The 24,172-nt window shown below is 66.0% G+C and carries 21 protein-coding genes; 5 read left to right on the top strand and 16 right to left on the bottom strand.

Features of this window, described 5'->3' with window-relative positions:
- Positions 1-13: 13 nt before the first annotated feature.
- Positions 14-541 (top strand): RNA polymerase sigma factor, encoded by a 528-nt coding sequence (locus tag ACAG21_RS01950; RefSeq protein ID WP_370494364.1) that lies wholly within the window; start codon positions 14-16, stop codon positions 539-541.
- Positions 538-1,812, top strand: a complete 1,275-nt coding sequence (locus ACAG21_RS01945; protein WP_370494363.1) for a VOC family protein — start codon at positions 538-540, stop codon at positions 1,810-1,812. The genes ACAG21_RS01950 and ACAG21_RS01945 overlap by 4 nt, the downstream gene beginning before the upstream one ends.
- Positions 1,813-1,873: 61 nt before the next feature.
- Here the strand turns inward: ACAG21_RS01945 and ACAG21_RS01940 are convergent, their stop codons facing one another.
- From ACAG21_RS01940 to ACAG21_RS01895, 10 genes are all read right to left on the bottom strand, one after another.
- A complete protein-coding gene (locus tag ACAG21_RS01940; RefSeq protein WP_370494362.1) occupies positions 1,874-2,857 on the bottom strand; it encodes a D-2-hydroxyacid dehydrogenase family protein in 984 nt (327 codons plus the stop codon).
- A gap of 4 nt (positions 2,858-2,861) precedes the next feature.
- Complete coding sequence (locus tag ACAG21_RS01935) at positions 2,862-4,034, bottom strand: NAD(P)/FAD-dependent oxidoreductase (RefSeq protein ID WP_370494361.1); 1,173 nt, start codon at positions 4,032-4,034, stop codon at positions 2,862-2,864.
- A 24-nt stretch (positions 4,035-4,058) separates the two neighbouring features.
- Positions 4,059-4,886, bottom strand: a complete 828-nt coding sequence (locus ACAG21_RS01930; RefSeq protein ID WP_370494360.1) for a mycofactocin-coupled SDR family oxidoreductase — start codon at positions 4,884-4,886, stop codon at positions 4,059-4,061.
- A gap of 79 nt (positions 4,887-4,965) precedes the next feature.
- A complete protein-coding gene (locus ACAG21_RS01925; RefSeq protein ID WP_370494359.1) occupies positions 4,966-5,790 on the bottom strand; it encodes an SHOCT domain-containing protein in 825 nt (274 codons plus the stop codon).
- A gap of 95 nt (positions 5,791-5,885) precedes the next feature.
- A complete protein-coding gene (locus tag ACAG21_RS01920; RefSeq protein ID WP_370494358.1) occupies positions 5,886-6,692 on the bottom strand; it encodes a PE family protein in 807 nt (268 codons plus the stop codon).
- A gap of 172 nt (positions 6,693-6,864) precedes the next feature.
- Positions 6,865-8,055, bottom strand: coding sequence for an elongation factor Tu (tuf, locus tag ACAG21_RS01915; protein ID WP_036466681.1), 1,191 nt, complete (start codon positions 8,053-8,055; stop codon positions 6,865-6,867).
- 100 nt (positions 8,056-8,155) lie between these two features.
- Positions 8,156-10,261 carry an elongation factor G gene (gene fusA, locus ACAG21_RS01910; protein ID WP_370494357.1) on the bottom strand — a complete coding sequence of 702 codons (2,106 nt, stop codon included), beginning with the start codon at positions 10,259-10,261 and terminating at the stop codon, positions 8,156-8,158.
- Between the two features lie 87 nt (positions 10,262-10,348).
- On the bottom strand, positions 10,349-10,819 hold the full coding sequence (gene rpsG / locus ACAG21_RS01905; RefSeq protein ID WP_096284731.1) for a 30S ribosomal protein S7: 471 nt from the start codon (positions 10,817-10,819) through the stop codon (positions 10,349-10,351).
- Positions 10,819-11,193: a 30S ribosomal protein S12 gene (rpsL, locus tag ACAG21_RS01900; RefSeq protein ID WP_007167812.1), complete on the bottom strand. Its 375-nt coding sequence runs from the start codon at positions 11,191-11,193 to the stop codon at positions 10,819-10,821. The genes rpsG and rpsL overlap by 1 nt, the downstream gene beginning before the upstream one ends.
- Before the next feature lie 279 nt (positions 11,194-11,472).
- Entirely contained in the window at positions 11,473-12,120 is a 648-nt protein-coding gene (locus tag ACAG21_RS01895) for a WHG domain-containing protein (protein ID WP_342925879.1), read from the bottom strand.
- A 189-nt stretch (positions 12,121-12,309) separates the two neighbouring features.
- Here ACAG21_RS01895 and ACAG21_RS01890 point away from each other — a divergent pair, with 189 nt between their 5' ends.
- Positions 12,310-12,687 carry a DUF3060 domain-containing protein gene (locus tag ACAG21_RS01890; RefSeq protein ID WP_370494539.1) on the top strand — a complete coding sequence of 126 codons (378 nt, stop codon included), beginning with the start codon at positions 12,310-12,312 and terminating at the stop codon, positions 12,685-12,687.
- A 54-nt stretch (positions 12,688-12,741) separates the two neighbouring features.
- A complete protein-coding gene (locus tag ACAG21_RS01885) occupies positions 12,742-13,215 on the top strand; it encodes a DUF3060 domain-containing protein (protein ID WP_370494538.1) in 474 nt (157 codons plus the stop codon).
- 4 nt (positions 13,216-13,219) lie between these two features.
- On the opposite strand, the gene ACAG21_RS01880 is transcribed toward ACAG21_RS01885, so the two are convergent.
- Genes ACAG21_RS01880 through ACAG21_RS01860 form a run of 5 tightly spaced genes read right to left on the bottom strand, consistent with a single transcriptional unit; the run spans position 13,220 to position 18,099 of the window.
- On the bottom strand, positions 13,220-13,987 hold the full coding sequence (locus tag ACAG21_RS01880) for a crotonase/enoyl-CoA hydratase family protein (protein ID WP_370494356.1): 768 nt from the start codon (positions 13,985-13,987) through the stop codon (positions 13,220-13,222).
- Positions 13,984-14,706: a PaaX family transcriptional regulator C-terminal domain-containing protein gene (locus ACAG21_RS01875; RefSeq protein WP_370494355.1), complete on the bottom strand. Its 723-nt coding sequence runs from the start codon at positions 14,704-14,706 to the stop codon at positions 13,984-13,986. Before ACAG21_RS01875 ends, ACAG21_RS01880 begins: the two co-directional genes overlap by 4 nt.
- Before the next feature lie 2 nt (positions 14,707-14,708).
- Positions 14,709-15,647: a crotonase/enoyl-CoA hydratase family protein gene (locus tag ACAG21_RS01870; RefSeq protein WP_370494354.1), complete on the bottom strand. Its 939-nt coding sequence runs from the start codon at positions 15,645-15,647 to the stop codon at positions 14,709-14,711.
- Positions 15,648-15,655: 8 nt separating this feature from the next.
- Positions 15,656-17,284 (bottom strand): acyl-CoA dehydrogenase family protein, encoded by a 1,629-nt coding sequence (locus ACAG21_RS01865; RefSeq protein ID WP_370494353.1) that lies wholly within the window; start codon positions 17,282-17,284, stop codon positions 15,656-15,658.
- Positions 17,285-17,340: 56 nt separating this feature from the next.
- Entirely contained in the window at positions 17,341-18,099 is a 759-nt protein-coding gene (locus ACAG21_RS01860; protein ID WP_370494352.1) for a deoxyribonuclease IV, read from the bottom strand.
- Between the two features lie 136 nt (positions 18,100-18,235).
- Between ACAG21_RS01860 and ACAG21_RS01855 the strand changes: the two genes are divergently transcribed.
- Positions 18,236-20,026, top strand: coding sequence for a hypothetical protein (locus ACAG21_RS01855; protein ID WP_370494351.1), 1,791 nt, complete (start codon positions 18,236-18,238; stop codon positions 20,024-20,026).
- 171 nt (positions 20,027-20,197) lie between these two features.
- Here ACAG21_RS01855 and ACAG21_RS01850 read toward each other — a convergent pair whose 3' ends face one another.
- Positions 20,198-24,148, bottom strand: a complete 3,951-nt coding sequence (locus ACAG21_RS01850; protein WP_370494350.1) for a DNA-directed RNA polymerase subunit beta' — start codon at positions 24,146-24,148, stop codon at positions 20,198-20,200.
- Positions 24,149-24,172: the final 24 nt, after the last annotated feature.

The raw sequence follows: 24,172 nt of genomic DNA, 5'->3' as shown, positions 1-24,172 counted from the left end.
CCGCGGCGACGATATGGGTGTGAGCGCCGGAACGGATCACCAGTCCGACCCTCGACGCGCGCTTTTGGCGCTCTACGACGAGGCGTTGCCGGCGGTTTACGGCTACTTCGTGCGACGCTGCGGCGAACGTGCCGCGGCGGAGGACCTGACGTCGGAGACCTTCCTCGCGGCGATGGACGCCGCGCGTCGGGCCGAGCCGCCGCCGATCTCGGTGCCGTGGTTGCTCGGCGTGGCGCGACACAAACTGGCCGACCATTATCGGCGGGGGCAGGACCGGCTCAGCGTGCCGGTGGCCGAGCTGCCGGAACCCGTCGACACCCCCGACGACTGGGACGTCGAGCTGGATCGCATGGTCGCCGAAGCCGTGCTGGCCCGGCTGGCCGAGCCGCACCGCACGGTGCTGGTGCTGCGCTATATGGACGACTGCAGCGTCGGCGAATGCGCCGAGCTGATCGGGCGCACGGTGCATGCCACCGAAGCCTTGCTGGTCCGCGCGCGCCGCGCCTTCAAGAAGCACTACCCGGAAGGAGGCACCTCATGAACCAGCGCGACCATAGCGACCCGCTGCGCGTACTGGGCTCCAATGACCTTCCGGTTCAACCCGATCCGGCTTTTGCCGCGCGGCTGCGCCGGCAACTGGAATCCGCGCTATCGCTTCCGGAAGGAGTTGTCATGAGCGGCACCACGACTGCCCTTGCCGACCTAGCCGAACCCGTTGCGCCGCAACGGCCGCGGCCAGCGGCATTGCCTTACCTCAGCGTGGCGAACGCACGCGCGGCCATCGACTGGTACGCCGACGCGTTCGGCGCCGTGGTCGTCGGCGACCCAATCGTGATGGACGACGGGCGCATCGGGCACGCCGAGATCGCGATCGGCGACGGCGTGCTGTACCTGGCCGATGAACATCCCGAGATCGGCCTGAAAGCCCCCGCTGCGAAAGCGGTTTCGGTCAGCCTGATGCTGCACGTCGCCGACACCGACGCCGCCCTGCAGCAGGCGCGTGAGGGCGGCGCGACCGTCGAACGGGAGATCTACCAGAATTACGGAACCCGCAACGCCACTATCGTCGACCCGTTCGGGCACCGCTGGATGTTGTCCGGTCCGACAGCCGTGCCGGTTTCGGGCATTGCGCACGGCGACATCGGATACATCTCGGTGTGGACTCCGGATGCCGATCGCGCGGCAGCCTTCTACGGGCATGTCCTGGGCTGGACATACGACCCCGCGTCACACCGGGTGACCAATACCGACCTGCCGACCGGCATCGTCACCACCGACGAACCCGCCACGCTGTTCTGCTGCTACGCCGTCGACGACGTGCGGGCCGCCCGCATCGCGATAGCGGAAGCAGGCGGTGTTCCCGGTGAAATCCGGGACACCGATTACGGCATCCTGCTGGAGGCCACCGACCCACAAGGTACGGCCTTCGCGGTGCACCAGCCCGTCGCCGGCCGAAAGCGCCCGGAAGTCAACGGTTCTGGGCCGGGTGAACTGTCTTATGTGACCTACCAGGTGCCGGATTCAGCCGCGTTCCGCGACTTCTATGGCCGGCTGCTGCGCTGGACCTTCGAGCCGGGCCGCGTCTCCGATGGCTGGCAGGTGGTGAACACGCATCCGATGGCCGGCGTTGCCGGTGGCAGTGCGCGTGCCACCACCGTGCCGATGTGGACGGTGGCCGATATCGACGCCGCGGTCGCGCGGGTGCGCGAAGCCGGCGGCACCGTGCTCGATGAGCCGACCCGCCAGCCCTACGGCATCAGCGCCGAGTGCACCGACGATCAGGGCGCGCGGTTCTACCTGGGCGAATTCTGAGGCGCCAGGATTTGCCCGTCTCGCAGCCAAACCGCTTGCGTCCCCGGCGTTCTGCAGAGGTCTAGCTCAACGCCTCGGGATTGGCGATCCGGATCGGCGCACCGTCGAACCAGGCCACCACCGCTTCGATGCTGTCCGAGTAGAAGGCACTCAGCATCTCGCGGGTGACGTACCCCAGGTGAGGGGACAATGTCACGTTCGGCAGAGCGCGCAGCGGATGGTCGGGCGCCGGAGGTTCGACGTCGAAAACGTCGAGGCCGGCGCCGGCGATACGACCGGTCCGCAGCGAAGCGATCAGCGCCGCCTCGTCGACGATCGGGCCCCTGGACGTGTTGATCAGGTAGGCGTGCGGCCTCATCAGGGCCAGCTCGGGTTCGCCGACCAAACCTCGTGTCCGCTCGGAGAGCACCAGGTGGATGGAGACCACATCGGAGGATTCGAACAATGCCGCCTTCTCGACCCGGCGCGCACCGGCCGCCGCCGCGGCCTGCGCGGTCAGGTTTTGGCTCCACGCAACGACTTCCATGCCGAATACCCCGGCGTACTCGGCCATCCGCTTGCCGGTCCTGCCCAAGCCCAGCAACCCGAGGGTTTTACCGGCCAGCGTCACGCCGACGCTGTTTTGCCATTGCCCATCGCGCATCCGCCGGTGCTCTTCGGCCAGGTTGCGCACCGTCGCGATCAGCAAGCCCCAGGCCAGTTCGGGGGTGGCGTCGCGCATCGCCCGGAACCGGGGATTGGCGAAATCTGAATGGGCAACCAGGACACCGGATTCGCTGGCCGCGGCCATGTCCAGGTTCGGCAGGCTCATGCCCACGATCGTTATCAGTTTCAGGTTCGGCAGCCGCTCAAGCAGCGTGCGCGGAAACGCCATCCGTTCGCGCATCGTGCAGATCACGTCGAACGGTTGCAGGACCTCTACCGCTTGCGCTTGACCGAGATGCCGATCGAAGACGGTGATCTCGGATCGGCTCTGCACCGGTGACCAGTCGGCGAGCTCGAGTGCCATACCGGCATAGTCATCGAGTATCGCCACCCGGTGCATGAGGTCAGCCTAGCAGCTCCGAAATCGGCGCTGCCGCAGCGATTTTGCCGCGCGCCTTCATGACTTTGCCCGGCAAACCGCCGCCGACCACGCCGACCACCACCCCGTCACGCTCGTAGTAGGCCAGGAACTTTCGTCCGTCGTCCTCGACCAGGTGCACGATGTCGGTGGCTTCCGGTTCGCCCAGGCACTGGATCTTGACGTCGTACTGGTCGCTCCAGAAGTACGGCACGACTGTGATAGACGGCACCTCCTGACCAAGCATCGCGGGCACCACGACTCGGGCCTGGTCGGCAACGTTGCTCCAATGCTCCACGCGCGCTTGATGTCCCGTCGCATCACGCCACGAGGCGACGTCGCCGAGCGCCCACACGTTGGGCGCACTGGTGCGCCCCGCGTCGTCGCAGATGACACCGTTGTCGACCTCGACGCCGCTGCCCTGTAGCCACTCGGTGGCCGGCCGCGATCCGATACCGACGACGACCAGGTCGGCCGCCAGCTCGGTGCCATCGCTGAGCACCACGGTGTCGACATGGCCTTCGCCGCGCACTTCGGCCACGCCGATGCCGGTGCGCACGTCGACGCCCTCATTTCGGTGCAGCCGCGACACCAGCTCACCGATCTGTTCACCGAGCACCGAAGCCAACGGCGTCGGCTGCGGTTCCACCAGCACCACATCGACCCCCATGCTGCGCAGGCTGGCCGCGACCTCGCAGCCGATGAAGCCGGCTCCGACGACCACGGCTTTGCGCGCCTTGCCGGCGTGCTCGCGCAACGCCATGCTCTCGTCGAACGACCTCAGCACGCGAATACCCTCGAGATCCGGGAACGCGGGAATGCGCCGCGGGACCAACCCGGTCGCAATAACCAGCTCGTCATAGCCCAGCGAGGTTCCGTCGGAAAGGGTCAGGGTCTGCGCGGCGGTGTCCAGGCCGGTGGCCGCCGCGCCGAGGCGCAGCGTGATGTTGTTCTCGTCGTAGAACTCACGCGGCTTGAGGGCGACATCGTCGACCTCTTTGCGCAGCACTTCCTTGGACAACGGCGGACGGTCATACGGCAGGTGCACCTCGTCGCTGACGATCGTGACGGGCCCGGTGTATTCCGACCGCCGTAATTGCTCGGCCGTGCGGGCCGCAGCCAGCCCACCTCCGACGATCACGATTCCTTTATTGCTCACGTGGAGTTCATAGCACGCGGGCGCTCAGTACTTCAGGGCGCCCTTATCGACGGGAATCTGCATGCCCGTCACGGTGGCCGCACCGTCGCCGGCCAACCAGGCGACGACGTCGGAAACTTCTTCGGGCGCCATGAATCCCTTGTACTGCATCGGCATTGGCGGGAAGCTGTGCACGAAGCGGGGATGTTTGGCGAAGATCTCCATCATCGCTTCCGGTTCGATCATCGGGGTGTCGATCGAGTAAGGGTGGATCGAGTTGACCCGGATACCGTATTCGCCGAGCTCGATTGCCAGCGTATTGGTCAGCGCGGTCAACCCGAACTTGCTGGCCGAGTAGTGGCCGTTGCCGGGTGTGGCCTTCAGGCCGGCCGACGAGCTCACCACCACTATCGATCCGCCGTTGCCGGCCTCGATCATCGCGGGGATCGCGGCGCGCAGGGTGCGCCAGGTGCCGGTCAGGTTGACCCCGATCACGGTGTCCCACTGCTCGTCGGTGAGTTCCCAGACCCGGCCCCAGCCCAGCACACCGGCGTTGGCCACCACGACGTCGAGCCGGCCGAACTGTTCCACGCCGTCGGCCACCAGCTGACGCACGGCGGGGTCGTCGCGAATGTCGCCGGCGCGGGCCAGGACCTTGCGGCCTTCGGCCTCCACCAGGCGGACGGTCTCACTGAGATCTTCGGGGGTGGCCGGGGTGTACGTCACGGTGTCCGACACCGAGGCGCAGATGTCGAGCGCGATGATGTCGGCGCCCTCGCGGGCCAACCGCACCGCGTGCGCGCGCCCTTGCGCGCGGGCGGCGCCGGTAACGAATGCCACCCGTCCCTGCAGTGATCCTTCACGTCCCGACACGGCACGCCCCTTTCGCCGAATCACAGGCTAGCAGCGAAACTGGAACGTGTTCTAACTTGGTTCGCTGACGCGAACGGGCTCAGATCTCCGAGATGATCTGGGTCCGGCGGGCCTGGTATTCGTCGTCGGTCAAAGCGCCACTGGCGCGCAGTGTCTCGAGCTGTTGGAGCCGATCGGCGATCGAGGCCTGCGGCGGCGTAGCGACCGGCGCCGCGCCGGCCGGGGCCCCTTGCGCCGCGGGTGCCTGGGCCCCCGCGCGGCGCACCACCGCCTGGATCTGCTCGCGCAGCGCCGGGTTCGACCGGATGTCGACCATCCGGTTGAGCGGAACGTTGTTGTCCTTGAGGATCTGCAGGATCTCCATCAGCGGCCCGGCTTGCCCGCTGAGGTCATAGGTCCGGTTGTCCTCGGCCACCGTAAACTGTGCGGGCACCAGCCCGTTGACCAAAGCGCTTCGCTCCCAGTCGATTTGGTATTCCTGCGTCGTAGGGTCAAGCAGTACCACAAGCTTTCGCGCGGTGAGGTTGCCCAACCGGGTGACGTTGGCGATGACCCGGTCCTGGCTGTCGAACGGCGTTATCCCGGGTCCCTCGATGTGCAGATCGACCTTCACCAGGGGCTGGTCGTTGATCCGGGTTCCCGTCTCGGAGAGCCCGACGATCTGGGCGAGGGCCAGCACCCCGTGCTGTTCCAGCAGCGCGGATTTGGCCGCCGATTTGGCACCGTAGTTGGTCAGCGCGAGTGCGATGAGGACGTCGGCCACGGTGATGAGTAGGCCGACGTAGAACATCCATTGCAGCAGGTTGCCCAGCCCCAGGGTGAAGTAGACGACCAGAAAGATCGGCCCGACCAAACCACCGCACAGCAAAACGACCAACTGTGTCTTCAGATACCGCGCCAACACGTGTTTCTCCTCGCCTCGCCGGGAAGGTTCGTGTCAGATTAGCGCTGTCGCGTGTGCTGTATCCATAGCTGGCGTGCGGGCATTGGCCCTGGCAGTCAGCGCGAGGGCTTCGGCGGTGCGCCTTTGGGAGAGGTGGGCGGCGGCGCCATGGCCGGCCCGTTGGACAGCGGCATCGCCGCGGGCAGCATCGTGGCCGACGACAGTTCCGCGGCCGCTGCATCCGCCGGGGCGGTAGCGGCGGCCGCCGGGGCGGCGACGTCGGCTGCTGTCGCTGCGGGAGCCACTGCCGCTGCTGCCGGTGCCGCCGCAGCTGCCGGTGCGGCCGCAGCTGCCGATACCGATGATTCGGAGTGAGGCGCCGTTGCCGAAGATCCGGCCGGGGCCGCCGCCGTGGTGGTTGCCGCCATCGGGGTCACCGTCGCCGCCGCCGGAGGGGCCGCGGGCGCCGCCACGGGGGCCGGCGCCGCTGCAGCCGGTTGCACCGCCCCTGCCACCGGCACCCCGGATGCCACGCCACCCGCCTGCGCCGCAGCGCCGATGAACTGCTGACTGCTCATTGCCTGGCCGGATACGTTGGCCGCACCCGCCACCGCCTGCGGGGCGACCGACAACGGCTCGGCATTGACCACCTCGGTGTCCGCATACTGCTGCGCCCCACCGCTCATGAGCTGCACAAACTGGTTGTGAAACAGCGCTGCCTGCGCGCTGATCGCCTGATAGGCCGCCGCGTGGACACCGAACAGATGCGAGATGCTCGCCGAAACCGCGTCGGCGCCGGCGGCCTGCACCACCGACGTCGCGCCGGAGGCCATCGAGTTGGCGTAGTTGATCGCCGTACCGATTTTTTCCAAGTCTGATGCCGCGGCCGCCACATACTCCGGCGTCGCATTTACGAACGACATCCGAACCTCCCGGCCAGGCCAAGACGGTCAAATTCCCGAACCGTCAATTTCAGACTGGACATCGCAAGATCTTACCGGAAATTCGCTGACCAGGTGTGCAGCTTTCGGGCGGGCCAGAAAGCACAGGACCCGGACCACCGATATCGGCGAGTCCGGGCCCTGTGCTGTGGAACTAGTTGATGATCTTGACGACCCGGCCGGCGCCGACGGTGCGGCCACCCTCGCGGATCGCGAACCGCAGACCGTCGTCCATGGCGACGGGCTGGATCAGCTTGACCGAGATGTTGGTGTTGTCACCGGGCATCACCATTTCGGTGCCCTCCGGCAGCGTCACCACACCGGTCACGTCGGTGGTGCGGAAGTAGAACTGCGGACGGTAGTTGTTGAAGAACGGCGTGTGCCGGCCACCCTCGTCCTTGGACAGGATGTAGACGCTGCCCTCGAACTCGGTGTGCGGGGTGGTGGTGCCAGGCTTGACCACAACCTGGCCGCGCTCGACGTCCTCACGCTTGATACCACGCAGCAGCAGCCCGACGTTGTCGCCGGCCTGGCCCTGGTCAAGCAGCTTGCGGAACATCTCCACACCGGTGACCGTGGTCTTGGTGCTGGTCGGCTTGATGCCGACGATCTCGACTTCCTCGTTCACGTTGATCACGCCGCGCTCGACACGACCGGTGACCACGGTGCCACGGCCGGTGATCGTGAAGACGTCCTCGACGGGCATCAGGAACGGCTTGTCGGTTTCGCGGACCGGGTCCGGAATCGACTCGTCGACGGCGTCCATCAGGTCCTCGACGGACTTGACCCACTCCGCGTCACCCTCGAGCGCCTTGAGCGCCGAGACGCGGATGACCGGGGCCTCCTCGTCGAACTCCTGGGCGGCCAGCAGTTCGCGGACCTCCAGCTCGACGAGCTCGAGCAGCTCCTCGTCGTCGACCATGTCGGCCTTGTTCAGTGCTACCAGGATGTAGGGCACCCCGACCTGACGCGCGAGCAGCACGTGCTCGCGGGTCTGCGGCATCGGGCCGTCGGTCGCGGCGACCACCAGGATCGCACCGTCCATCTGGGCCGCACCGGTGATCATGTTCTTGATGTAGTCGGCGTGACCCGGGGCGTCGACGTGGGCGTAGTGACGCTTGTCGGTCTGGTACTCCACGTGCGAGATGTTGATCGTGATACCGCGCTGACGCTCCTCGGGCGCGTTGTCGATCTGGTCGAAGGCGCGCGACTCGTTGAGGTTCGGGTACTTGTCATGCAGGACTTTGGTGATCGCCGCGGTCAGTGTTGTCTTGCCGTGGTCAACGTGACCGATGGTCCCGATGTTGACGTGCGGCTTCGTCCGCTCGAACTTCGCCTTCGCCACTTGTGTGTCCTCCTGGACTGATTGGTGCTTTTGAAAAGCAGTGTTGATGTTGTTGTAAGTGCCGCGGTGGTAACCGGGCTAGGTTACTCCGAGCTGGTGTTCACTCGCCCGTCGCCTTGGCGATGATCTCCTTCGAGACGTTCGCCGGGACTTCGGCATACGAGTCGAACACCATGGAGTAGTTCGCCCGGCCTTGTGTCTTGGACCGCAGGTCGCCGACATAGCCGAACATCTCCGACAGCGGGACGTGCGCCCGAACGACGCGCGCACCCGCCCGCTCCTCCATGGCCTGAATCTGGCCACGGCGGGAGTTCAGGTCGCCGATCACGTCACCCATGTAGTCCTCGGGTGTGGTCACTTCGACCGCCATGATCGGCTCGAGGATCACCGGCTGAGCTTGCTGCGCAGCCTTTTTCAGCACCTGTGACCCTGCGATCTTGAACGCCATTTCCGAGGAGTCAACCTCGTGGTAGGCACCGTCGAGCAAGGTGACCTTGAGGTTCACCAGCGGGTAGCCGGCCAGCACGCCGTACTGCATCGCGTCCTGGGCACCCGCGTCCACCGACGGGATGTACTCGCGCGGGATGCGACCACCGGTGACCTTGTTCTCGAACTCGTAGGTCGCACCGTCCTCGCCGGTGAACGGCTCGAGGTTGATGATCACCTTCGCGAACTGGCCCGAGCCACCCGTCTGCTTCTTGTGGGTGAACTCGACGTTGTTGGCTGCCCGGCGGATGGTCTCCTTGTAGGCCACCTGCGGCTTGCCGACGTTGGCCTCGACCTTGAACTCGCGGCGCATCCGGTCCACCAGGATGTCCAGGTGCAGCTCGCCCATGCCGCCGATGACGGTCTGACCGGTCTCCTGGTCCAGGTGCACCTTGAAGGTGGGGTCCTCTTCGGCGAGCTTCTGGATCGACAGCGACAGCTTTTCCTGGTCGCTCTTCGTCTTGGGCTCGATGGCCACCTCGATGACGGGGTCGGGGAAGGTCATCGACTCCAGCACGATCTGCTGGTTCGGGTCGCTCAGGGTGTCACCGGTGGTGGTGTCCTTGAGGCCGATCACCGCGTAGATGTGCCCCGCCGACGCGGTCTCCACCGGGTTCTCCTTGTTGGAGTGCATCTGGAACAGCTTGCCCAGCCGCTCCTTCTTGCCCTTGGTGGCGTTGATGACCTGGCTGCCGGAGTCGACCTTGCCCGAGTACACCCGGACGTAGGTGAGCTTGCCGAAGAACGGGTGCGTGGCGACCTTGAACGCCAGCGCGGAGAACGGCTCGTCGGTCGACGGCTTGCGCGTGATCTCCTCGTCCTCCTTGCCCGGCGCGTGGCCGACGGCCGGCGGCACGTCGAGCGGCGAGGGCAGGTAGTCGATGACGGCGTCCAGCATCGGCTGCACGCCCTTGTTCTTGAACGCGCTGCCGCACAGCACCGGGTAGGCCTCCGAGCTGATGGTCAGCTTGCGGATGGCGCCCTTGATCTCCGCGACGGTGAGCTCTTCGCCGCCGAGGTACTTCTCCAGCAGCGCCTCGTCGGTCTCGGCGACGGCCTCGAGCAGCTTGGTGCGGTACTCGTCGGCCTTTTCCTGCAGGTCGGCCGGGATGTCGACGACGTCGTACTTCTCGCCGAGCTTGGCTTCGGCACTCCACACCTTGGCCTTCATCTCGACCAGGTCGACGACGCCTTCGAAGTCACCCTCGGAGCCGACGGGCAGCTGGATCGGAATGACGTTGGCGCCCAAGCGCTCTTCCATGGTGCGGACCGAGAAGTAGAAGTCGGCCCCGATCTTGTCCATCTTGTTGACGAAGCAGATCCGCGGCACGTCGTACTTGTCGGCCTGACGCCACACCTGCTCGGACTGCGGCTCGACGCCCTCCTTGCCGTCGAACACGGCAACGGCACCGTCGAGCACACGCAGGCTGCGCTCCACCTCGACGGTGAAGTCGACGTGCCCGGGGGTGTCGATGATGTTGATCTGGTTGTCATTCCAGAAGCAGGTGGTGGCGGCGGAGGTGATGGTGATCCCGCGCTCTTGCTCCTGCTCCATCCAGTCCATGGTGGCCGCGCCGTCGTGGACCTCACCGATCTTGTAGCTGATACCGGTGTAGTAGAGGATGCGCTCCGTCGTCGTCGTCTTGCCGGCGTCGATGTGCGCCATGATGCCGATGTTGCGGACCTTGGTCAGGTCGGTCAGCACGTCCTTCTGTGCCACAGAAGTCTTCCCACTCTTTCGATTGCGTTGTTAGTTCGCTGTCGGTTGACGCCCGGCCACACTGCCAGTTTGGCGCCCGTTCGGGCTCTACCAGCGATAGTGCGCGAAGGCGCGGTTAGCCTCGGCCATCTTGTGGGTGTCCTCACGCCGCTTGACGGAAGCCCCGAGGCCATTGCTGGCGTCCAGGATCTCGTTCGCCAGCCGCTCGATCATCGTCTTCTCCCGACGGGCCCGGGAGAAGCTGACCAGCCAGCGCAGCGCCAGCGTGGTGGACCGGTCCGGACGCACCTCGACGGGCACCTGGTAGGTCGCACCACCAACGCGGCGGCTGCGCACCTCCAGGGCGGGCTTGACGTTGTCGAGAGCGCGCTTGAGCGTGATCACCGGATCGGTACCGGTCTTATCGCGAGCTTGCTCGAGCGCACCATAAACAATGCGTTCAGCGACCGATTTCTTCCCCTGCAGCAGGACCTTGTTGACCAGCTGGGTCACCAGCTGCGATCCATAGACCGGGTCGTTGACCAGCGGACGCTTGGGCGCGGGCCCCTTGCGCGGCATTAGCTCTTCTCCTTCTTGGCGCCGTAACGGCTACGAGCCTGCTTGCGGTTCTTGACACCCTGGGTGTCCAGCGAACCGCGGATGATCTTGTAGCGCACACCGGGCAGGTCCTTCACACGACCGCCGCGCACCAGCACCATCGAGTGCTCCTGCAGGTTGTGGCCCTCGCCGGGAATGTAGGCGGTGACCTCGACCTGGCTCGTCAGCTTCACACGCGCGACCTTCCGAAGTGCCGAGTTCGGCTTCTTCGGGGTGGTGGTGTACACGCGGGTGCATACGCCACGGCGCTGCGGGCTGCCCTTCAGGGCCGCGGTCTTGACCTTGGCGATCTTGTCGCGGCGACCCTTGCGGACCAGCTGCTGAATGGTTGGCATCTACTGGCTTTCTGTGTTCGACGTCTTCTTGCTGCTCTTAAGTCTCTGTACTGCAGTTTTGCCCCGCCGCATTACCCCGCGGCCGGGTGTGTCGCACCCGCTCAGCACCGGAGTCATCCGATGCGTGGTGGACATGCGAATTAGCCCGGCATCCACTTCCTTACGTCAGGCGCCGTAAGCCGCCAGGCACGAGCCACCACAATACCCGCCGCTGGTCGACCAGGTCAAAGCGGCCGCTGGACGCAACCGCTCAGCTCACTGCGCGTCTGCGACGGACCGCTATTTCGACGCGGCGCCGCCCGGCGCTGTGCGCCTGTCCAGGCCCGCTGCCAGCCGCAACACCATCTCGGTGAAGAGCGCATCGGTATCGATGTCGTCCATGACACCGGTCATTTCCAGCAAGACAAACCCGTGCAGGGCGGACCAGAATTCGAGCGCGGCGAAAAACGCCTCCTCGCCGTCGAGCCCGTACGAGGACAGCACCGCGATCACCGGCGCGGCCGCACCCCGGGTTGCCGCGGTGTATTCGGGGTCATCGCCGCCCAGCGGCATCCGGGTGAAGGCCGAGTACCGCCCGGGGTGGTGATGGGCATAGCTGCGATAAGCACCGGCCATGACCAGCACCGCGTCATCGCGGGCCCGCCCCTCCCCGACCCGGTTGAGCATCATGATGATGTCGTCGATGACCCGGATCCGAACGGCGCGACGCAGATCCTCCAGGCTGTCCACGTGGTTATAGAGCGACGGCCCCTTGGTGCCCAACTGTGTCGCCAGCGCGTTGATGGTCAATGAGTCCCAGCCCTCGCGGTCCAGGAACGTCAATGCACCGTCGACGATGCCGTCACGGCTCAGCTTTCCCGGCCGGGATCCGGACCTGCCGCCACGCTGACGTCCTCCCGCCGTCGGCTGTTCCGGATGAACTGCCATGGCGGTCGCCCCTCGATTGCGGTGAACAGGTGCAGGTCAACTAATGACTCTAGTTGACAGAGTCGCCAATCTACTCGCAGGTAACCAGAGCGGGTCGCAGTTGGCCGCGAGGAAAAATATTTGCCATCGTGCAGGCAAATGCACGTAGGCTCAGTCCAGCAGATACCCGCCGACACGAAGGGGGCCGCGGTGTACTGGAGAACCGTCGCCGGGTCGCTTGCAACCTGTGTCATCGCGGTCGCGGCCGGGCTCGCCACGCCGCCGCCGAACGCGCACGCCAAGAACGGCGACACGCACGTGATCGGGCAGAACACCACGCAAACCCTGGATTGCAACGACGGGACCCTGATCGTCAACGGCACCGGGAATTCGGTCAACGCGCTCGGCAACTGCTGGGCGGTGACGGTGATGGGCTCTGGCAATACGATCATCGCGGACTCGGTCACGCACGACATCACGGTGTACGGCTATGACCAGACCGTCTTTTTTCACAACGGTTCGCCGATCCTCTGGGACCGCGGCCGGGAGCTGGGAATGGTAAACCGGCTGCAGCAGGTGCCTGCTTGAGGCACAGCGACTCCAGTTGGGGATACCAAGGAGGGGAACACATTGCACGTCCACATCACTGACCGATCGCCGCGGCTCGCGGCACTGGCCCTGGCGCCGGTCGTCGTGGCAGTAGTGCTGTCGGGTTGCAGTTCGACCGCAAACCCTCCGGGAAACCCCAGCTCCACGACGAAGAGCAGCACGTCCACCACGACTTCGGCAGCGGCCGCGCCGACGACGTCGGGTAGCGAAAGCACCACGGCGTCCGTCGAAATCGGGAACACGCTGAACTACGGCTCGATGGGGACGACGGCCACACTGGACTGCGCCACCGGCAAATCGCTGAATGTCGCCGGTTCCAACAACACCCTGACGGTCACCGGCAACTGCCAGTCGGTCAATGTCGGCGGCGCCAACAACAAGATCACCATCGACAAGGTCGATACCCGCATCACGGTGCTGGGGCTGGACAACACGATCACTTACAAGGATGGTGAGCCGAAGGTCGACAACCTCGGCTCGGGCAACACCATCAACAAGGCGAGCTGACCGGTTAGCCAGCCGGCGCCCCGTGCCGTCCGGCGCCGGCCGCGAACCGTCCGGCCCCTTCGTTGGCTTCTGCGGCAACTTCGGCGATGCTGGCGAATTCCTGTTCCATTGCCTGCGATTCCGACAAGCCCCACTGCCGTAGTGCCGAAAGCCGGTCCGCTCGCAGGCACTGCTGGGGCAGCGCGGCCAATTGTGCGGCCAGCTCCTCGGCGGCCTGTCGCGATTCACCTTTGGGGACAACGCGATTGGCCAGTCCCATCGCGAGCGCTTCGTCGGCTTTGACAGCGCGGCCGGTGAGAATCATGTCCATCGCCCGGCTGTGCCCGATCAGGCGCGGCAGCCGCACGGTGCCACCGTCGATCAACGGCACTCCCCAGCGGCGACAGAACACCCCGAACACGGCATCCTCCTCGGCCACCCGCATGTCGCACCAGAGCGCCAGCTCCAGGCCCCCCGCGACGGCGTAGCCGCTCACCGCGGCAATCACGGGTTTGGACAACACCATTCGTGACGGGCCCATCGGGCCGGGACCGGTCCTGTGGACCGAGTTGGCCTCCGATGTGCCGAATGCCTTCAAATCGGCTCCCGCACAGAAGGTTCCGCCGTCGCCCCACAGCACGGCCACCGACGCGGAATCGTCGCGGTCGAATTCGTCGAAAGCCTCGTACAGCGCCGCAGCCGTCGGGCCGTTCACCGCGTTACGCGCGGCCGGCCGGTTCAGGATCACCGTCGTCACCGGGCCCTGACGCTCCACTCGCACCGGATCGGTCATCTTGCCTCCAGAAGTTGAGTTGCATCGCGCCGCTGCAGCAATTCGGTCGCGAAGTCGTGGTAGACGCTGCGCAGCCGCGCGCCCGGCCAATCGTCGGGCAGCAGTTCGGCGGGCAGCATCGGGTCGGTGAGTAGGTGCCGCACGATCGCCGCGGCGATCACGAAGCGGCCGGGAATGTCGCGGGCCGCGGTCATTTCGTCGACCAACAGTTGCCCGGCCTGCGCCCATGCGGGCAGGTCCCACAGTTCGGCCACCAGCTGCTCGGGTGCGTCGTCGCGAGCCTTGAGCACCCGCACCCGGTCGGCTACGCCGGGCTCCAAGTCGAGGTCGAGGTTGTCGGGCCGCATCCAGACGCCTTCGCGAAGTTCACCAAAACGCTTGCGGTACATGCTCGCTCGCTGCGCGGCCCGAGTGCGGGCATCGGTGCCCACACTGGTGACGATCACGACGTGCCAGTCTCCGTGCCAGGCCCGGGTTTGTGGTCGCATCGCCTCGTCCTGGCGGGCCTGGCGGGCCAACAGCCGATCCGAGAGCCGGTACCCGTCGGCGGAGCGAATCAGATCACCGGCACCGACCATGCGGGTCAGCGCGACCCGCAGCGTCGTTTCCTTGATCCCGAAATCGGCTGTCAGCCTGATCAAGTCGCTCGCGGTCGCCCAGGCGGGGTGCGCACCGAGCAGCACGCTCAGCACCACGGACCGGGCCGTCATGTTCGGCATGGCTACACCCCGGAGGCGCGGCGCCCGTAGTCACCGAACGGCTCGTCGCGATGCCGCACCGCTTCGCGGAAGCCGTGCTCGATGGAGTCGGCGACGAAGTCATGTCCCTCTTGGGTGTGCCGGGCGACACCGTCGAATACCGTGCTGACCATCCGGCTGGTGGCCACACCCTGCTGCAGCAGAGCGGAATTCAGCGCGAGTTTGACCATGATCAGCTGATTGACCGGAACCGCCGCGATGCGCTGGACCAGCCGTTCGGTGCGCTCGTCGAGATCCTCTGGTTCCGGGGCCTCGACCGCCAGTCCCCACTGGGCTGCCTGTGCGCCGGTAATCGAATCACCGGTGAACAGAAGACGTTTGGCGCGCTGGTCACCGAGGCGGTGGGCCCACAGGCCAGCCGCCGGAACACCCCACACCCGCGTCGGCGGATAACCGATCTTGGCGTCGGCGGCGGCGATCACCTGGTCGGCATGCAGCGCGATATCGGTGCCGCCGGCCACGCAGTACCCGTGGATCTTGACCACCGTCGGCTTGTCGGCGTGCATCAGGCTGGAGAACCCGCGCACGAACCGGCTCATCATCTGGTAATCGATCATCGGGTCCCACGGGCGATCCGGCATGTGGTTGATGCCCTGGGTCTTCCCGTCCAGCACGGTGCCCTCATAGGCGCCGGTGCCGCCGGCCGAGCCGGTGCGGTCGGCGTAGGCGGACAAGTCGAAGCCCGCGCAAAAGCCTTCCCCGCGACCGGATACCAGAATTACGTGCACGTTGGGATCGAGATCGGCCCGCTCGACCAGCGCCGAGAGTTCCAGCGGGGTGTCCGCGACGATCGCATTGCCTTTTTCCGGCCGATTGAAGGTGATCCGCGCAACCCGGTCGGTGACCTCATAGGTCATCGTTTTCAGGTTGTCGAAATCGACCGGCCTGATCGCATGAGTCATGTTGTGGCTCAGCCCTTTACCAGAGCCCGCTCCAGGATGGGTGCCAGATCGAGCCCGGTCGGCATGGTGCCGAAGGCGCCGCCCCACGCACCGCCGAGCCGGGTCGCCAGGAATGCCTCGGCGACGGCGGGGTGGCCGTGACGCACCAGCAGCGAGCCCTGCAAGGCCAGGCAGATGTCCTCGGCGACCTTGCGGGCGCGGTAGGCGATGGTGTCCAGATCGCTCAGGTCTTGGCGCAGCCGTTCGACGTGGCTGCCCAGCCGCGGATCCTGGCTCGTGCTCTCGTCCAGCTCGGCGAAAAGCACCTCGACGCATTCGGGCCGAGTTGCCATGGCGCGCAACGTGTCCAGCGCGCTGACGTTGCCGGAGCCTTCCCAGATGCCCATCAGCGGCGCCTCGCGGTACAGGCGCGGCATGCCGGACTCTTCGACATAGCCGTTGCCGCCCAGGCATTCCAGCGCTTCGGCGGCGTGCGGGGTGGAACGCTTGCAGACCCAGTACTTGCTGGCCGCCAGGCCGATCCGGCGCAGCAGCGCCTCCTTCTCGTCGCCGCGCAACGCCTTGTCGGTGGCACCGGCCATCCGCATCGCCACGATCGTGGCGGCCTCGGCCTCCACGGTCAGGTCGGCCAGCACGTTGCGCATCAGCGGCTGGTCAATCAGGTAGGCGCCGAACGCTTTCCGGTGCTGGGCGTGATGGATGGCGCGCGTGAGCCCGGTTCGCATGCTGGTGGCACTGCCCAGGGTGCAGTCCAGGCGGGTCAGGTTGACCATCTCGATGATGGTCGGCACACCGCGGCCCTCCTCGCCGACCAACCAGGCCGTGGCGCCGTCGTATTCGACTTCGCTTGAGGCGTTGGCGTGGTTGCCGAGCTTGTCCTTGAGGCGCTGCAAGAACATCCGGTTGCGGGTGCCGTCGGGCAGGATGCGCGGCAACATGAAGCACGACAGGCCGCCGGGCGCCTGCGCGAGGACCAGGAAGATGTCACACATCGGCGCCGAGGTGAACCATTTGTGACCGACCAGGCTGTAGGTTCCGTCGCCGTTGGGAGTCGCCTGCGTAGTTCCGGCGCGCACATCGGAGCCTCCCTGCTTCTCGGTCATCGACATGCCGGCGGTGATACCGGCCTTCGTGGTGGCCAGCTTGAGCTCCGGGTCGTACTCGCGACTGGTCAACAGCGGCTCGTAAACGGCTGCCAGCTCGGGGTTGTAGCGCAGCGCGGGGACGACGGCATACGTCATCGAGATCGGGCAGACGTGGCCCGGCTCGACGTTCCACGCCGAAGTCTTGGCGGCGCGCACCACATGAGCGCCCGGGCGGTCGTCGGCCCACGGCGCCGCGTGCATGCCGTGCGCGATCGCCGCACGCATCAATTCGTGGTAGGCCGGGTCGAACTCGACCTCGTCGACACGGTGTCCGGTGCGGTCGTGGGTGTGCAGGATGGGCTGATTGCGGTCGGCAAGCTCGCCCCAGCGCTGGGCCTCGTGACTGGCCGACAACGCCCCGACCGCGTGCACCTCCTCCATGCCCCACTGGCCGCCCTCGCGGATCAGGGCCTCGACGAGCATCGGTGACGTCGCCGGGTTGTAGTTCTCCAGCGGCGGAACCTGGTTGGTGACGACATGCGTGTCTGACATGCCACTCATATTACAGTTTTCGAACAACCGCACAAGAGGTGTAATGCTGTCCGCGGTCAACCGGTGGTCTTGTCTCGCAGAAACGCGATGTCGTCCTTGCGACCCTCGTCGGAGGTTTCACAGATCACCGGCGCACCCGCGGCTTTGACCGCCGCGACCAGCAAGTCGGGATCAATCTGGCCGGTGCCCAGATTGGCGTGGCGGTCCCGCCCCGAGCCCGCCTGGTCCTTGGAGTCGTTGCAGTGCACCAGATCGATCCGGCCGGTTATGGCCTGGATGCGCTCGACGGCGCCCACCAGAGCTTCACCGGCCGCCCAGGTGTGGCAGGTGTCGAGGCAGAAGCCAATTCCGCTGTCGCCGATGACATCCCACAGCCTGGCGATGGTGTCGAAGTGGCGGGCCATCGCGTGGTCGCCGCCGGCGGTGTTCTCCAGATACACCGGCACGGTGGATTCCAATTGGTCCAGCGCCTTGCGCCAGCGCACAAAACCCTCGTCGAGGTCGTTGTCGTCGGCGACATGGCCACCGTGCACGATGACCGCCGCCGCGCCGATGTCGGCGGCCGCGTCGCAGGTCTGTTGCAGGATTTTGCGCGACGGGATCCGCACCTTGTTGTTGGCCGACGCGACGTTGATCAGGTAGGGCGCGTGCACGTACATCGGCAGCGCCGCGGCCTTCAGCACGGCCGCGTCCTCGCGCGGCTTGGGGGCTTTCCAGCTCTGCGGGTTGCCGAGGAATATCTGTACAACGTCAGCGCCCTCGGCCTCCGCTGCGGCCAGCGGGTCTTGCGGACTGACGTGCGAACCGATCAGCACGTCGGCCAGTCTACGTTTCCGGGCGCGGTCACCGGGAACTGCGCTGGACCGCGGAGCTCGGACGTGAGATCGTCTGAGCTAACACGGATGCTCGACCGATTCGGCGGTGGATTCGATTGCCTTGCACGCACCAGGTATGACGCCGGCGGACGCGGACGCCGCGCTGGATCTGCTGCTTCCTGCCCGCATTCGCGAACTCATCGAGCGCAATTACTACTCGAAGGTGAACGCGAGCCTGACCCTCGAGGAGGTGGCCAAGGATCCGACCTTTCTGGACGATCCGATCCGCCACCTCGCGCTGTTCACCGATCACGGCGTGATGCACATGCGTGACGTCGCACGTCGCATCGTGGACATGATCGCCAACGTGTCGGGGGTCAAGATCGCCGAGCGGCCGCAACGTCGCCTCGATTTCATGGCGAGCTACGGCTGTCTACTCGCCTACGTCCACGACATCGGGATGTCGGAACTCAATCCCTTTGGGCGAGCGGTCCACGCGGAATTCGGCGGGCATGAGGCTTTCGGCGGGGCCTTCGATGAGATCGTCGACATCGTGTGGGAGGAGAACGTCGGGAACCTGGCGTGGCGGGTGCTGCGACTGACCGACGCCGGTGTGTTCGACGGGCCCCCGCAACGGATCCTGCGCGAACTGGCGTCGCTGGGCTATGCCCACAGCAAGAGCGCCGTGCCCGCGGCGGTGCTCAACGACACCACGGCGCTGCGCGACAGGATGTTGCATATCCTGGGCCATCCACTGGAGGCGCTCTACCACGCCAAGCAGCTGAGCAAGAGCCACGGCGACGACCGTCGTGCACATCACCAGAGCGCACTGCAGCGTGCGGCCGCGCCTGAGTCATTGAACGAGCACCGGGCGCAGCTGCTGGCTCGCCATTACGAGGACTTCGAGAGCACAGCCTTTGCGTGGCTGGAAGTCGTTGCGCCGCAAGCTCAAGAGTTCATCGCCGACGTCGTGGACACCATCCGCTGCCTGCGGTGTGCGGATGCGTTGCGACAGCGCGGCACCCATCTGAGGACCTCGGGCAACTACCAGATTTTCATCGATCAGCGCACCGCGAACGCGGTCTACGCCCTACACGACCGGGAGGGGCGAACCTACCTTCTCGAGGGCGACAATCCGATCAATGCCGGCGAGGCCAACCTCGAGGTCGCCGAAGTCACCCACGAAGGCGACCTGCGTTTCGCCTTCTTCCGAGGCAGCTTCGGATCGGCAGAGGCGGTACGCCGCGCCGCGCACAACGCGTCGGTCATCGTCGACGACATTCAGGCCGACGTCGTCGACAGCTTCGTCGGCAGCATCGGCGAAGACGGTGGTCGGCGCACCTTCCTGCTGCTCGAACACACCGAGGACAATCCCGAATTCGCGCCGCTGGTAGCCGATTTGGTGATCGCCCGGGCTCCGTCGCTGGCCGATCGCGTCGTCTGCGTACCCGCCCTGCGCAACGCTCCCGAACCGGAACGGCGGCGCTTCCTGGCGGCCAGCGCAGTCGACTGGGACCTTGCGCAACGCACGGCGTTGCTGCGCAATGTCGCAAGCCGCGGCTACCGCACCGACCATATCGATCCCGAACTCGGCTTCAAAAGCACTCGGTTGAGCCACCTTTCGCCCGGCGAATGCCTGACCGAAGTCGGCGCCCGGGCGAGCTTTGTGTATGTCCCGCTGTCGTCCGGGCTGCGGGGCCGGCCGTCGGGCGGCTACGACTACTTTCGCGTCCATCCCTGGGAGCCGCTGGGCGTTACCGGCGTGGTGCGGGGCGATTTCCGAAACTCCACGGTCGTCGCGGAAGACGAGGTGGATGTGCTGATCCTGCCGAAGGACGTCTACCTTCGGCACTGGCACCGCAACTACACGCCCGCGGAGTTCTCCGAACTGATCCGCGCGATGGCGCAAGCGAGCCCGCGAGTGTGAAGCTGGCCGCACACTCGTCGCCGAGTGTGAAGCTGGACGCGCACTCGGCGACGGAAAGGCCACTGCCGCAACGAAAAAGCCCCGGGCGAAGGCCCGGGGCTTTTTCGTTGTCGACTAGGTCCGGATTGTCCGACTCCTCAGCGGCGAGTAACTCGCCGCATCGTCGTCGAACTAGCGGTAGTCGCTGTAGCCGTAGTCGTCCAGCGGAACCGCGGCACCAGTGGCCTGACCGAAGTCCGGGCTGTAGTACTGATCCTCGTAGGACGGGATCGTGTACGCCGCGGCGCGGGCTTCCTCGGTCGGCTGAACCTGGATGTTGCGGTACCGGTTGATTCCGGTCCCGGCCGGGATCAGCTTTCCGATGATCACGTTCTCCTTCAGACCGTTGAGCTTGTCGCTGCGGCAGTTGATCGCCGCATCGGTCAGCACTCGCGTGGTCTCCTGGAACGACGCCGCACTCAGCCACGAGTCGGTGGCCAGGCTCGCCTTCGTGATACCCATCAGCACCGGACGTCCGGCCGCGGGCTCGCCACCCTCGGCCACCACCCGGCGGTTCTCCGCCTCGAACTCCGCACGGTCGATCAGCGAACCCGGCAGGAACTCGGTCGAGCCGGAATCGATGATGGTGACGCGGCGCAGCATCTGGCGAACGATCACCTCGATGTGCTTGTCGTGGATCGACACACCCTGGGCGCGGTAGACCTCCTGGACCTCGCGGACCAAGTGGATCTGCACCTCGCGGGGGCCCTGCACGCGCAGCACCTCGTGCGGGTCGGCCGAGCCTTCCATCAGCTGCTGGCCCACCTCGACGTGGTCGCCGTCGGAAAGCACTCGCTCAGAACCGTCTTCGTGCTTGAACACACGCAGCCGCTGCCGCTTGGAGAGCTTGTCGTAGACGACTTCCTCGCCGCCATCGTCGGGGACGATGGTGATCTTGTAGAACCGCTCACCGTCCTCGAGCTGAACCCGCCCCGTGACGTCGGCGATCGGCGCCTTACCTCGCGGCACCCGGGCCTCGAACAGCTCCTGCACCCGCGGCAGACCGCCGGTGATGTCCTCACCGACACCACCCTGGTGGAAGGTACGCATGGTCAGCTGGGTACCGGGCTCACCGATGGACTGCGCTGCGACGATACCGACGGCCTCGCCGATGTCGACGAGCTTGCCGGTGGCCATCGAACGTCCGTAGCAGGTCGCACACACACCGGTACCGGTGGTGCACGTCAGCACCGAACGCACCTTGATCTGCGTGATGCCCGCAGCCAGCAAGGCCTCGATCGACGGATCGCCCAGGTCCTCGCCACGCGCGACGACGACGTTGCCGGCCTCGTCGACCGCGTCGGCGCCCAAAGTCCGTGCGTACGCCGAGGTTTCGATGTACGGGTCACGGATCAGGGTGCCGTCGGGCTGACGCTCGGCCAGCTCGACGATGATGCCGCGCTCGGTCTCGCAGTCGTGCTCCCGGACGATGACGTCCTGACTCACGTCCACCAGACGACGAGTCAGGTAACCCGAGTCGGCGGTACGCAACGCGGTGTCGGCCAAGCCTTTTCGAGCGCCGTGCGTGTTGATGAAGTACTCCAGCACGGTCAGGCCCTCGCGGAACGACGACTTGACCGGACGCGGGATGAACTCACCCTTCGGGTTGGTCACCAGGCCCTTCATGCCGGCCAGCGTTCGGGTCTGGGTGAAGTTACCCGTGGCACCCGAGTCGACGATCGTGATGATCGGGTTGTCGGCCGGGTAGTGCTCACGCAGCGCCTTACCGACCTCGTCGGTGGCTTCCTTCCAGATCTCCACCAGCGCCTCGTTGCGCTCGTCGTGGTTCAAAGCACCACGCTGGAACTGCTTTTCGACCTTGTCGGCCCGGTCCTCGTAGTGGTCGAGGATCTCCTTCTTACGCGGCGGAACCAACACGTCGGCCATCGAGACCGTGACGCCGCTTCGGGTCGCCCAGTAGAAACCGGCGTCCTTGAGCTTGTCGACGGTCTGTGCGACCACGATCATCGGGTAGCGCTCGGCCAGGTCGTTGATGATGGCAGCCTGCACCTTCTTGTGCATCTGCTTGTTCACGAACGGGTAGCCCAGCGGCAGCAGCTCGTTGAACAACACCCGGCCCAGCGTCGTCTCGGCCATCCAGGCATCGCCTGGCTGCCAACCGTTCTGGCCGAACAGCTCGGCCTCGACCTCGGCCGGCGGGCGCAGCTGCGTCAACCGGACCTTGATCTGGGCCCGCACCGAGAGCAGACCACGGTCGGACGCCATGATCGCCTCGGCCGGCGAGGAGTACACACCCTGCTCCGGCTGGTCGTCGGCGGCCGCGCGGTATTCACCTTCGGCCCCGGCCACCTCGGTGGTCAGGTAGTACAACCCGGTCACCATGTCGAGTCGCGGCATGGCCAACGGGCGGCCGGACGCGGGCGACAGGATGTTGTTGCTCGACAGCATCAGGATGCGAGCCTCGGCCTGCGCCTCGGCGCTCAGCGGCAGGTGCACGGCCATCTGGTCGCCGTCGAAGTCGGCGTTGAACGCCTCACAGACCAGCGGGTGCAGCTGAATAGCCTTGCCCTCCACCAGCATTGGCTCGAAAGCCTGAATGCCGAGTCGGTGCAGGGTCGGCGCGCGGTTCAGCAGCACCGGGTGCTCGGCGATGACCTCTTCGAGCACGTCCCACACCTGCGGACGCTGGCGCTCGACCATGCGCTTGGCACTCTTGATGTTCTGCGCGTGGTTGAGGTCGACGAGCCGCTTCATCACGAACGGCTTGAACAGCTCCAGCGCCATCAGCTTGGGCAGACCGCACTGGTGCAGCTTGAGCTGGGGACCGACCACGATGACCGAACGGCCCGAGTAGTCGACACGCTTACCGAGCAGGTTCTGACGGAACCGGCCCTGCTTACCCTTGAGCAGATCCGACAGCGACTTGAGCGGACGGTTCCCCGGCCCGGTGACCGGGCGGCCGCGGCGGCCGTTGTCGAACAGCGCGTCCACCGACTCCTGCAGCATCCGCTTCTCGTTGTTGACGATGATCTCGGGCGCACCGAGGTCGATCAGCCTCTTGAGGCGGTTGTTGCGGTTGATCACGCGGCGGTACAGGTCGTTGAGGTCGGAGGTGGCGAACCGGCCACCGTCGAGCTGAACCATCGGGCGCAGCTCCGGCGGGATCACCGGAACCGCGTCGAGCACCATGCCCATCGGCGAGTTGCCCGACTGCTGGAAGGCCGCGACGACCTTCAGTCGCTTCAGCGCACGAAGCTTCTTCTGCCCCTTGCCGTTTCGGATGACGTCGCGCAGGATGTCGGCCTCGGCGTCGATGTCGAAGTTCTCGATCAGCTTCTGGATCGACTCCGCGCCCATGGCACCGGTGAAGTACTCGCCGTAGCGGTCGACGAGCTCGCGGTAGAGGTTCTCGTCGACGATCAGCTGCTTGGGAGCCAGCTTGGTGAACGTCGTCCAGATGTCCTCGAGCCGGTCCAGCTCACGCTGGGCCCGGTCGCGCAGCTGGCGCATCTCGCGCTCGCCACTGTCCCGAACCTTGCGCCGCGCATCGGCTTTCGCGCCCTCGGCCTCCAGCTCGGCCAGGTCGGCCTCCAGCTTCTGGGCCCGGGCCTCCAGGTCGGCGTCGCGCTGGTCCTCGACGGCCTTGCGCTCCACCACCATTTCGGCTTCGAGCGTCGAGAGCTCGTTATGGCGCATCTCGTCGTCGACCGCGGTGATCACATAAGCGGCGAAGTAGATGATCTTCTCGAGATCCTTCGGCGCCAAGTCGAGCAGATAACCCAGCCGGCTCGGCACACCCTTGAAGTACCAGATGTGAGTGACCGGCGCGGCCAGCTCGATGTGGCCCATCCGCTCACGACGCACCTTGGCCCGAGTTACCTCGACGCCACAGCGCTCACAGATGATGCCCTTGAAGCGGACCCGCTTGTACTTTCCGCAGTAGCACTCCCAGTCGCGAGTCGGTCCGAAGATCTTCTCGCAGAACAGGCCGTCCTTCTCGGGCTTGAGCGTGCGGTAGTTGATCGTCTCCGGCTTCTTGACCTCGCCGTAAGACCATTGCCTGATGTCTTCCGCGGTGGCCAGGCCGATACGGAGTTCATCGAAGAAGTTGACGTCGAGCACGTAACTCCCTTTCCCCTTGCGGGT

Origin of the sequence: Mycobacterium sp. pR1184 (assembly GCF_041287235.1) — a bacterium.
Classification (GTDB): Bacteria; Actinomycetota; Actinomycetes; order Mycobacteriales; family Mycobacteriaceae; genus Mycobacterium.
This window is presented reverse-complemented; position numbering and strand designations above follow the sequence as displayed.

Excerpts from the sequence above, each read along its gene's own strand:
- rpsG (WP_096284731.1), bottom strand. The coding sequence starts at position 10,819 with ATGCCGCGCAAGGGGCCCGCGCCCAAGCGTCCGCTGGTCAACGACCCG.
- ACAG21_RS01865 (WP_370494353.1), bottom strand. The coding sequence starts at position 17,284 with ATGTCAGACACGCATGTCGTCACCAACCAGGTTCCGCCGCTGGAGAAC.
- ACAG21_RS01880 (WP_370494356.1), bottom strand. The coding sequence starts at position 13,987 with ATGACCGATCCGGTGCGAGTGGAGCGTCAGGGCCCGGTGACGACGGTG.
- ACAG21_RS01875 (WP_370494355.1), bottom strand. The coding sequence starts at position 14,706 with ATGCCGAACATGACGGCCCGGTCCGTGGTGCTGAGCGTGCTGCTCGGT.
- ACAG21_RS01870 (WP_370494354.1), bottom strand. The coding sequence starts at position 15,647 with ATGACTCATGCGATCAGGCCGGTCGATTTCGACAACCTGAAAACGATG.
- rpsL (WP_007167812.1), bottom strand. The coding sequence starts at position 11,193 with ATGCCAACCATTCAGCAGCTGGTCCGCAAGGGTCGCCGCGACAAGATC.
- ACAG21_RS01945 (WP_370494363.1), top strand. The coding sequence starts at position 538 with ATGAACCAGCGCGACCATAGCGACCCGCTGCGCGTACTGGGCTCCAAT.
- ACAG21_RS01895 (WP_342925879.1), bottom strand. The coding sequence starts at position 12,120 with ATGGCAGTTCATCCGGAACAGCCGACGGCGGGAGGACGTCAGCGTGGC.
- ACAG21_RS01940 (WP_370494362.1), bottom strand. The coding sequence starts at position 2,857 with ATGCACCGGGTGGCGATACTCGATGACTATGCCGGTATGGCACTCGAG.
- ACAG21_RS01855 (WP_370494351.1), top strand. The coding sequence starts at position 18,236 with ATGACGCCGGCGGACGCGGACGCCGCGCTGGATCTGCTGCTTCCTGCC.
- ACAG21_RS01920 (WP_370494358.1), bottom strand. The coding sequence starts at position 6,692 with ATGTCGTTCGTAAATGCGACGCCGGAGTATGTGGCGGCCGCGGCATCA.
- ACAG21_RS01950 (WP_370494364.1), top strand. The coding sequence starts at position 14 with ATGGGTGTGAGCGCCGGAACGGATCACCAGTCCGACCCTCGACGCGCG.